This is a genomic window from Bacillus sp. SRB_8, from assembly GCF_003264205.1.
Taxonomy (GTDB): Bacteria; Bacillota; Bacilli; order Bacillales; family Bacillaceae_G; genus Bacillus_A; species Bacillus_A mycoides.
In genome coordinates, this window is the sequence record NZ_NADT01000019.1 from 522,318 (window position 1) to 532,248 (window position 9,931).

Annotated in this window: 10 protein-coding genes; 7 read left to right on the forward strand and 3 right to left on the reverse strand. The window is 35.3% G+C overall.

Annotation, left to right across the window (positions count from 1 at the left end):
- The 7 genes from B5P40_RS33565 to B5P40_RS18260 all read left to right on the forward strand — a co-directional run.
- A partial coding sequence (locus tag B5P40_RS33565; protein ID WP_258402149.1) for an excalibur calcium-binding domain-containing protein occupies positions 1-322 on the forward strand: 322 nt, incomplete at its 5' end.
- A 203-nt stretch (positions 323-525) separates the two neighbouring features.
- The gene (gene ric / locus B5P40_RS18235; RefSeq protein WP_105590051.1) at positions 526-1,233 is read left to right on the forward strand and encodes an iron-sulfur cluster repair di-iron protein; all 708 of its coding nucleotides are present in this window, start codon (positions 526-528) and stop codon (positions 1,231-1,233) included.
- 245 nt (positions 1,234-1,478) lie between these two features.
- Entirely contained in the window at positions 1,479-3,884 is a 2,406-nt protein-coding gene (nirB, locus tag B5P40_RS18240; RefSeq protein ID WP_088265721.1) for an NADPH-nitrite reductase large subunit, read from the forward strand.
- A 15-nt stretch (positions 3,885-3,899) separates the two neighbouring features.
- The gene (gene nirD, locus B5P40_RS18245; RefSeq protein WP_002127109.1) at positions 3,900-4,214 is read left to right on the forward strand and encodes a nitrite reductase small subunit NirD; all 315 of its coding nucleotides are present in this window, start codon (positions 3,900-3,902) and stop codon (positions 4,212-4,214) included.
- 214 nt (positions 4,215-4,428) lie between these two features.
- Positions 4,429-5,853, forward strand: coding sequence for a uroporphyrin-III C-methyltransferase (locus B5P40_RS18250; RefSeq protein ID WP_105590050.1), 1,425 nt, complete (start codon positions 4,429-4,431; stop codon positions 5,851-5,853).
- A complete protein-coding gene (locus tag B5P40_RS18255; protein ID WP_105590049.1) occupies positions 5,850-6,560 on the forward strand; it encodes a sirohydrochlorin chelatase in 711 nt (236 codons plus the stop codon). The genes B5P40_RS18250 and B5P40_RS18255 overlap by 4 nt, the downstream gene beginning before the upstream one ends.
- Positions 6,553-7,023 carry a precorrin-2 dehydrogenase gene (locus B5P40_RS18260; RefSeq protein ID WP_002085951.1) on the forward strand — a complete coding sequence of 157 codons (471 nt, stop codon included), beginning with the start codon at positions 6,553-6,555 and terminating at the stop codon, positions 7,021-7,023. The genes B5P40_RS18255 and B5P40_RS18260 overlap by 8 nt, the downstream gene beginning before the upstream one ends.
- A 223-nt stretch (positions 7,024-7,246) precedes the next feature.
- Here B5P40_RS18260 and B5P40_RS18265 read toward each other — a convergent pair whose 3' ends face one another.
- The 3 genes from B5P40_RS18265 to B5P40_RS18275 all read right to left on the reverse strand — a co-directional run bounded on the left by B5P40_RS18265 (position 7,247) and on the right by B5P40_RS18275 (position 9,668).
- A complete protein-coding gene (locus B5P40_RS18265) occupies positions 7,247-8,164 on the reverse strand; it encodes an AEC family transporter (RefSeq protein WP_113709569.1) in 918 nt (305 codons plus the stop codon).
- Positions 8,165-8,249: 85 nt separating this feature from the next.
- On the reverse strand, positions 8,250-8,993 hold the full coding sequence (locus B5P40_RS18270) for an amidohydrolase family protein (protein WP_113709570.1): 744 nt from the start codon (positions 8,991-8,993) through the stop codon (positions 8,250-8,252).
- 477 nt (positions 8,994-9,470) lie between these two features.
- A complete protein-coding gene (locus B5P40_RS18275; protein WP_000737853.1) occupies positions 9,471-9,668 on the reverse strand; it encodes a PspC domain-containing protein in 198 nt (65 codons plus the stop codon).
- Positions 9,669-9,931 lie beyond the last annotated feature (263 nt).

The window sequence follows — 9,931 nt, forward strand, 5'->3', positions numbered from 1 at the left end:
ACAACAAGAAGAGCAAAAACGTCTAGCTGATGAACAAGCTCGTAAACAACAAGAAGAGCAAAAACGTCTAGCTGATGAACAAGCTCGTAAACAACAAGAAGAGCAAAAACGCCAGGCTGATGAACAAGCTCGCAAACAACAAGAGGATCAGCAAAAAGTACAGCAAGCTCAAACACAACCAGCTGCAAGTAACAATAGTAATGTAACTTACAAAAATTGTACTGAAGTTAAAAACGCTGGAAAAGCTCCATTATATAGAGATCAACCAGGTTATAGCTCTAAACTTGATCGTGATGGCGATGGAGTTGCATGTGAAAAATAGTAGTAAAAAAGAAGCTTCTAGTAAGCTTCTTTTTTTATTATCAGAAACTATTGCGACGAATTACCCTCCCTCTCCCTTTTATAAAACTCATTTTATTATTCTCAAAAATGACACATAATAAGTGATTTAAATCACCACATTGATTTTAATTTAACGCTATTCTTAATTTAGATATTACATTTAAACTTTATGGAGGCATTCATATGAAACATACATTTACTGAAACTTCAATTATCGGTGAGATTGTTACACAATTTCCGAAAGCTAGTGATCTTTTTAAATCATATAGAATAGATTTTTGTTGTGGTGGTAGTAGACCACTTATTGATGCAATTAATGAAAGAAATTTATCGGCAACAGAGGTAATTACAGAGTTAAATACGCTTTATCATAAAACAAAACTATTAAACGAATCTGAAATTGATTGGAAAAATGCTTCTTATCAAGAATTGATTGATTATGTTGTAAATAAGCATCATCGCTATTTAAATGCAGAGTTGCCACAGTTAAGTCCATATGTGACGAAAGTATTACGCGTTCATGGGGTAAGTCAGCCTCATTTAGCTCAAATTCATAAACTATTTCATGAACTTAAAATGGAATTAGAACAACATTTAATTAAAGAAGAAACGGAAGATTTCCCATTAATTTTAGAATTCGAACAAAATCCAACTAATGAAAACTATGCAAAGTTACGTAAAGTAGTAGATGCGCTCGAAAATGAACATAACCACGCTGGCAATATTATTAAAGAACTTCGTAAGGTGACAAATGACTTTACTCCACCAGAAGAAGCTTGCGGCACTTATCGCCTTGTTTACCAGCGCCTTGAAGCCATTGAATCTGATTTATTTGAGCATATTCATTTAGAAAATAATATTTTATTTCCGCGTGCAATTTCAAGAGCATAAATAAAGTGCAGGACATGAGTATAAATGCTCCTGTCCTGCTTTTTCATTGTGTAAAAAATATTTACACTTCTCCTCTACCCATATAACCATATTCCCTTTCGCTTCTCCCTTCACATAAATCCGAATTTTAACAATTTGTGAATCATTATAAAAATGTGATAAATATCACATCTCCCCCTTTTTTAATTTTCTATAATGGAAATATAATTCTTTGTTCAACTTTTCACATAGAAAGGGAAATGAATATGAAAAAACGTTTAGTTATGATCGGGAATGGTATGGCTGGCATACGCTGTATGGAAGAAATATTAAAACATGATAGTGATTCATATGAGATTACTATTTTTGGAGATGAACCACATCCAAACTACAATCGCATTATGCTCTCTCATGTTCTACAAGGCAAAACAAATATGCAAGATATCATTATGAATGAATATAGTTGGTACGAAGAAAACGAAATAACTTTATATACAAACGAGAGAGTTCAAAGTATTAACCGAGAAGAAAAAATCATTATTACAGAAAAGAATCGTACTCTTACATACGACAAACTCATTATCGCAACAGGTTCTAGTGCTTTTATTTTACCAGTTGAAGGTTCCACCCTTCCTGGTGTAACAGGATTTCGAACAATTGAAGATACACAATTTATGATGGATACCGCTAAAGAAAAGAAAAAGGCCGTTGTCATTGGTGGTGGATTACTCGGTTTAGAAGCCGCAAGAGGTCTTATTGACTTAGGAATGGACGTACATGTTGTTCATTTAATGCCTAGCTTAATGGAGCAACAACTAGATACGAAAGCAGCTTCCCTATTGCGTGAAGATTTAGAAGCGCAAGGCATGAAGTTTCTAATGGAAAAGAAAACTGTAAAGATTCTTGGTACAGACCATGTTGAGGGCATTCAATTTGAAGATGGTGAAGTTGTAGATTGTAATTTAATCGTGATGGCTGTTGGAATACGCCCAAATACTCAAATAGCAAAAGATGCTAGTTTACTTGTAAATCGCGGCATTGTAGTCAATGACTATATGCTAACAAATGATGAATCCATTTATGCAGTTGGAGAATGTGCAGAACATGACGGTATCGCATATGGACTTGTTGCCCCTCTTTATGAACAAGGCGCAATATTAGCAAAACATATAACGAATTTACAAACTAATGGATATACGGGCAGCATCGTCGGTACACAGTTAAAAGTTGCAGGTTGTGATTTATTCTCTGCTGGTCAAATTTATGAAGATGATCAAACGAAAGCAATTTCAATCTTTGATGAATGTAAACGTTCCTATAAAAAAGTATTAATTCGTGACAATAAAGTCGTCGGTATCGTTTTATATGGTGATGCAACTGATGGTACACGCCTCTTTAGCATGTTAAAGAAAGAAGAAGATATACAAGAATATACAGCCGCTTCCCTTCTTCACAAAGCTGGTGAAGAAAGTGAACTTGACGTTGCTACAATGAGTGCGGATGACACAATTTGTGGATGTAATGGCGTTACGAAAGGTACAATCGTTCATGCCATTTTAGAACAAGAGTTAACTACTTTTGAAGAAGTTAAAGGATGCACGAAAGCCGCAGGGTCTTGTGGTAAATGTCGTCCGCTTGTGGAACAAGTTCTAGCTCATACACTCGGAGATGCTTTTGATGCTTCTGCGCAGTCTGCTGGTATGTGCGGATGTACAACTTTATCACGTGACGAAGTCGTAGCCGCCATTCACGAGAAAGGTTTAAAATCGCCAAAAGAAGTACGAAATGTACTCGGTTTTGCACATGAAGACGGCTGTTCGAAATGTCGTCCTGCTTTAAATTACTATTTACGTATGGCGATTCCGGAAGAATATGTAGATGATAAATCATCCCGTTACGTTAATGAAAGAATGAATGGTAACATCCAGCATGATGGTACATTCTCTGTTATTCCACGTATGTACGGAGGCGTTACAACCGCAGATGATTTAATGAAAATTGCTGAAGTCGCAAAAAAATATGACGTTCCTCTTGTGAAAATTACAGGTGCGAGCCGAATCGGCTTATATGGTGTTAAGAAACAAGATTTACCTAACGTATGGGCTGACTTAAATATGACTTCTGGATATGCGTACTCAAAATCGCTTCGTAATGTAAAATCATGTGTTGGTTCTCGCTTCTGTCGTTTCGGTACGAAAGATTCTTTAGGACTTGGTATGCTCCTTGAACAGTCATTAGAAATGGTAGATACACCTCATAAAATGAAAATGGGTGTAACGGGTTGTCCACGTAACTGTGCGGAAGTACTGACGAAAGATTTCGGCGTTGTGTGTGTTGAAAATGGATTCCAACTGTATATCGGCGGAAATGGTGGTACGGAAGTACGTGAAGCTGATTTTGTAATGATCGTCCCTACTGAAGACGATGTCCTTCGCATCGCTACAGCTTACATGCAGTATTATCGTGAAACTGGTATTTACGGAGAGCGTACTGCCTACTGGACAGAACGTTTAGGCTTCGATCACATAAAAGAAATACTACAAGATGCAAGTATGATTACTACGCTAAATGAACGTTTCCAAACAGCTCGTAGCACATATACGGAAGCTTGGGGACAAGCACTAGAAACGAAGTCTTTAAAAGCGATGTATGAAGTAGAAACTGTGAAATAAGGAGCTGTGATCTATATGATACAAACGAAAGAAAAAATAAAAGTTATGCGTGCGGAAGACCTTCCTATTCAAATTGGTAAAGAGGTACAAATGAAAGGTATGTCTATCGCCCTATTCCGCCTTTCAAATGGCGATATTCGAGCTGTAGAAAATCGTTGTCCTCATAAAAACGGACCGTTAGCGGAAGGAATTGTATCTGGGGAATTCGTCTTTTGCCCACTACATGATTGGAAAATTTCATTACTAACAGGTGAAGTCCAAAAACCGGATGACGGTTGTATTCAAACGTACGAAGTAGAAGTTATTGACGGTGACATTTATATAAAGTGAAACTTTAATCAGCGGGGATTGGTTCATCCCCCGCTGATTATTAGCCCTCACCAATCGGGCTTTTACGGACAGTTGATCCCCACCTAACTATTTTGCTTTCGCTGAATTTTGAGGTAGGGGTCTTACTGCCCGGCAAATAGCGGGATAAACATGTAATTTACGAAAGGAAGCCTCCTCTGGCTTCCTTTTAAATAAAAAATGATGAGGTGCGATTATGAACGGATATGTATATTTAGTTGGTGCAGGACCAGGTGATGAAGGGCTTATTACAAAGAAAGCGATAGATTGCTTAAAGCGTGCAGATATCGTTTTATATGACCGTTTATTAAACCCTTTCTTTCTTAATTATTCAAAAGAAACATGTGAATTTATTTATTGCGGAAAAATGCCAAAGAATCATACTATGAGACAAGAAATGATTAACGCTCATCTCCTTCAATTTGCACAAGAAGGAAAAATCGTTGTCCGCTTAAAGGGCGGAGATCCATCTATTTTTGGCCGTGTTGGTGAAGAAGCAGAAACTTTAGCAGCAGCGGACATTCCATATGAAATTGTACCAGGTATTACATCTAGCATCGCCGCTAGTAGCTATGCAGGTATCCCCCTCACCCACCGCAACTACAGTAATAGCGTTACTTTACTAACTGGGCATGCAAAAGGTCCTTTAACCGATCATGGAAAATATAATTCATCCCACAATAGCGACACAATTGCCTACTACATGGGTATAAAAAACTTACCTACAATTTGCGAAAACTTACTACAAGCAGGAAAAAAAGACGATACGCCAGTAGCAGTCATTGAATGGGGTACAACTGGAAAACAGCGCGTTGTCACAGGAACACTTTCAACCATTGTTCCTATCGTCAAAAACGAAAATATTTCTAACCCTTCTATGACAATTGTTGGTGATGTCGTTTCCTTACGGGATCAAATCGCTTGGAAAGAACGTAAACCATTGCATGGTAAAAAAGTTTTATTTGCATCCGCAACAAATAAAACCAGTTTCATGAAGCAAAAGTTACAAGAATGCGGTGCAGAAACATATCAAATTCCAACTTTCAAAAGGGAAGAATACACATTAACATCTGAACAAATCAATGAAATTTTTAACGTTGATCGCCTTGTATTTTGTTCAGATGAAAGTGTAGAAATCTTGATGCGATCATGTAGTAAACACCAGAAAGATATTCGTTCCTTACAGGCGAAACTGCAGTATATGAACGTTGCCACTCAAGAAAAACTTATGCAATATGGGCTACTAAGTAAACAAGCAGAGTTCTCTTCCGGTACAACTATTTATTTAAGCAGAAATATTAATCGAATTGGTTTTATTCAAGAAAAAATTGGTGCTGGGTCTTATATGATGACTCATGAGTATACAATTGATCATCGCTTCGATGAAATTCATTCTCGTATGCTTTCTGAGTTCTCATGGGATAGCATTGTGTTTGACGGCCGTGCTTCACTTGATACATTTTTATCAGAAATAAAACGACTTGGCTTTATCGATATTCTTACTCTTCCCTTCTCGTATACCGACATTCCAACGTTACACTATGCGAATAAAGTTGGTTTTCATAATGTAGATGAGCAATTACAAGACATGATTATGAAGAAAGATTTGGTGGTACGATGAAAGGAATTGTATATGTTGGACACGGTAGTCACCTGCGAGAAGGTAATGAACAATTCATTCACTTTATTCAATCTGTTATGAAAGAACGTAACGAAAGGAGTCAAAAAATAGCTTTTCTAGAACTAACGACACCTACCATTTCGGATGCAGTTACAGAAGCAATACTAGAGGGTGCAACTGAAATAATGATTGTACCTGTTTTATTATTTGCAGCAGCTCACTATAAACGTGATATTCCTTTTGAAATAGAGCAACTACAAAAGAAATATCCTCAAATAACATTTTCAGTTGTACCACCTTTTAGTACGCATCCACATATGGTTGAACTTGTAGTGAAAAGAATACGTGAAACTATGCCAAAGCAAGATAGTAGCGTTTTACTCGTAGGACGAGGCAGTAGTGATCCACAGCCGATACATGAGTTACAACAAATCGGAGCAGCGGTCGAACGAAAACTCGGTATGCCAGTATCGTGCTCCTTTTTAACGAAAGGAGCGCCCTCTTTTACTGCTGAGCTCAAGACGATAACATCGACTGCGTCCCATGTATATGTCATGCCCTACCTTCTCTTTACCGGTTTGTTGCTTCAAAAAATTAAGTTGCATACAAAAAAATATGATCACATCACGACTTGCAACTGTCTTCAGTTTGATACATATATGAAGTTAACATTATTAGAACGAATGGAGGAATGTGTGTATGTATAACATGTGCCCTCTTATGTTTAATTTAGATAAAAAAGTAGTTGTTATAGTTGGTGGTGGTAAAATCGCATATCGGAAAGCATCTGGATTAAAAGATACAGGCGCTTTTGTCACCGTTATCAGCCCAGAGATTTGCGAGGAAATGAAGGAACTTCCTTATATTACTTGGAAGCAAAAAACTTTTAGTAATGATGATATTAAAGATGCTCACCTTATTTATGCAGCTACAAATCAACATGATGTCAATATGATGGTCAAACAAGCCGCACATGATTTCCAATGGGTTAACGTTGTAAGTGATGGCACAGCATCATCCTTTCACACACCTGGTGTCATCCGAAATGATGAATATATTGTAACGATTTCAACTTCCGGTAAGGATCCATCGTTTACAAAGCGTTTGAAGCAGGAACTAACATCTATATTTCCTAAACTTATAAAAAAGCTTTCTCGTACTCACAAATAATAATCTATTTCTTAGCTAAAATAGTAATTACCTTTGGACAAACGTTTTTTAGAAGCGTTTGTTCTTTTTGTTTTGGTTCCTTTTTTGAATTAAGCCGCTTGATTATCAGACATGGTACAATTGTAAACGACACCCAATATATCAAAGACTGTTTTCTTCTCATATCGATGGGATTTCCGTCCATCATTTACCGCCTCAAGTCTATCCGTTTTTGCACGTATATTCAAAACAAAATATATGACAAATAAATAACGACAGTTACTGTAATAATGCTGAAAAGTGTTGAAAATAAAACGATTTGTGCATGTAGTTCAGGCTCTATTTGATACTCCATAGCAATAGTTGCTGTATTTCTTGAAGTAGGAAAAGAACTTGCAATAAATAATGATTGTGCAACAATACCATCAATGTTTAGTAGGTATATCATGGCAAGTGCTAATAATGGTCCCATCAATAATCTTCCAATTAAAGCCCATGTTATGACTCGTTGGAAAAAATTAAGCTTAATGTTGGATAATTGCGCTCCTAGCAATATGAGTGCTATTGCAACAAAACTATTCGCAAGCTGATTAAGAGGTAGAAAGATAGAATTAGGTATTTGAATTGTAAAAGATTGAAAGAGAACCCCTAATATGAGTGCATGAAATACAGGCAGTCTTAGAAATGATTGAATAATACTTCCGATTGTTTTTGTTGCTGATAGTAAGTTATATATCCCGTATGAATAAGTTAAAAGATTCTGGAAAATCACAATGAAAATCTGAATGGAAACCCCCACTGGATTGTGACTGAAAATCAATTGACTTACTGGTAATCCATAATTACCGGAATTCATTAACGAAATGCTATTTTTTAGAGCTGCACTTTCTCCTTTTTCTAACCTTAATGTTTTTGAAATGAAATGACTTACTATCATCACACTCAGACTGTAAAGTATTAAATAGTATATTATCTGGAGCAACAAACCTGTTTCTATACTAATATCATATATATTCACAAATACAGCCGCTGGCATCAAGCAATAAGTAATAAGTGTAGATAGCTGCTTTAAGTTAAATTGGAACTTTCTTTGTAAGATTGCACCAATTAGAATCAATATTAATATTGGTAATATCACGTCTAATATAATAAAAACAAACATTTAATACCCCATTCTAAATACATTATAGTTGGATTAAACTCTTTACTAAATATGGATACAGTTAATTCAAATGTAGCCCCTGACGCTACCCAAAATACCATTTGAAAGCATTCGTATACAGGATTTTATCGGTAGCTTGTTCATCAAATAGCTGTTGAATCAATTTGATATCTCCATACTCAAAAGGTCTTTTTGCTCTTGTAGATGGTAAATCTGTTCCAAACATAAGTGCATCTGGGTTAACTTCATAAATCGACTTTAAGGCATTCTCAACATCTAATTCGACACGACCAAAACCAGTAGCTTTCACATGTACCCCTTTATCAACTAGTTTTAATAAATGTGGTAAACCTTCTTCTGATAACCCTAAATGGTCAATTGATATAGCTGGTAACTTTTCTATAGTGGATGCAATTTCGGACAACTCTATTGCATCCATATAAAGCTCACTATGCCATCCTACTAAATCATGAACTCTTCTAGCAAAGTAATCCAGCTTCGATAAATCTTCTGAACCACCTCTTTTAATATTAAAGCGTAATGCTTTTACCCCATTTTCATTTAAATTTAGTATTTCTTCATCCGTCACTGTAAAAGGTAATTGTGTTACGCCACAAAATGTTGAACCCAACTGTTTTAGTGCCTTTAATAAATATTCTTGATCAAACCCTTGGAAAGAACCAGATACGATCGCTCCACCAATTACATTCAAATTAGGAGTTTCATTCTGATAATCTTCTACAACAAAGTTGGGTGGAAAATACCCTTGGTTCTCAATAATCGGAAAATTAAAATCAACAATATGAAAATGTGCATCAAAAATTCTCATTTCATTTCCCTCCCCTCTCTTTTCTTTAACATATCAAATATGACTCATAAAGAAAATTATGGATTATTTATACAAATTCATAATTTTATCTTATCGACCTAAACTTTATTCTTTATTTTAAGTGTACTTTTTCACAATATCCATTAGCCTTACCAAAAAATCTGGCCCTAAAAAATATGAAGTTTTTTCTTGTTATAAATACCTTCATATATTTTTAAAATTTCTGGATATTTCTATATATTTATATATAGTTTTTTTAGAAAATGGCGACTATTTATCGATTCGTTAGCGATCAATAGTCATCGTTTAATTCAAAAGTTATTATTTTCGTTCTCGATATATTCCGAATGTTTTATGAGGATTTTTCGTTTGTTCATTTCAGTCTTATAACAATCGTACTATTGCTTTTACTTTGGAAACTTTCAATAGACAAAAAACAGAGTTCTCGATTGTGGAATTAGATTTAAGTTCATACATTTATCTCTTAATATCTTTATCTGTAGGCAAAACAATTGCAGCTATTATATAAAGTAACACCGTAAATCCACTAGTAAAAAAGGCTGATAATGCAGTTACTATTCGAAGGATACTTACATCAATTCCATACTTATCGCTTAAGCCACCTAATACACCTGATACTTGTTTATCTTGAGTGGACTTATATAATTTTTTCATCTAAACACCCCGATCCAATTAAATATTTGTATGCTAAAAATTAGTTCTATCTTTGGAAGAGATTTAAACTTTCTTTAACTAACCCTTTAATTGAATAACATCTGATATCTATATTTTAACATAAAATTCCATAAAACTTCTGTTTTTCATTTTTAAACCACATTATTTTAGAATACAAGTGTTTGTTAAGTTAGCAATAAAAAACATATCGAAGCCTATTACTAAAAGAACCCTCCTAGATTTGAACTGTACCCTATAAAATG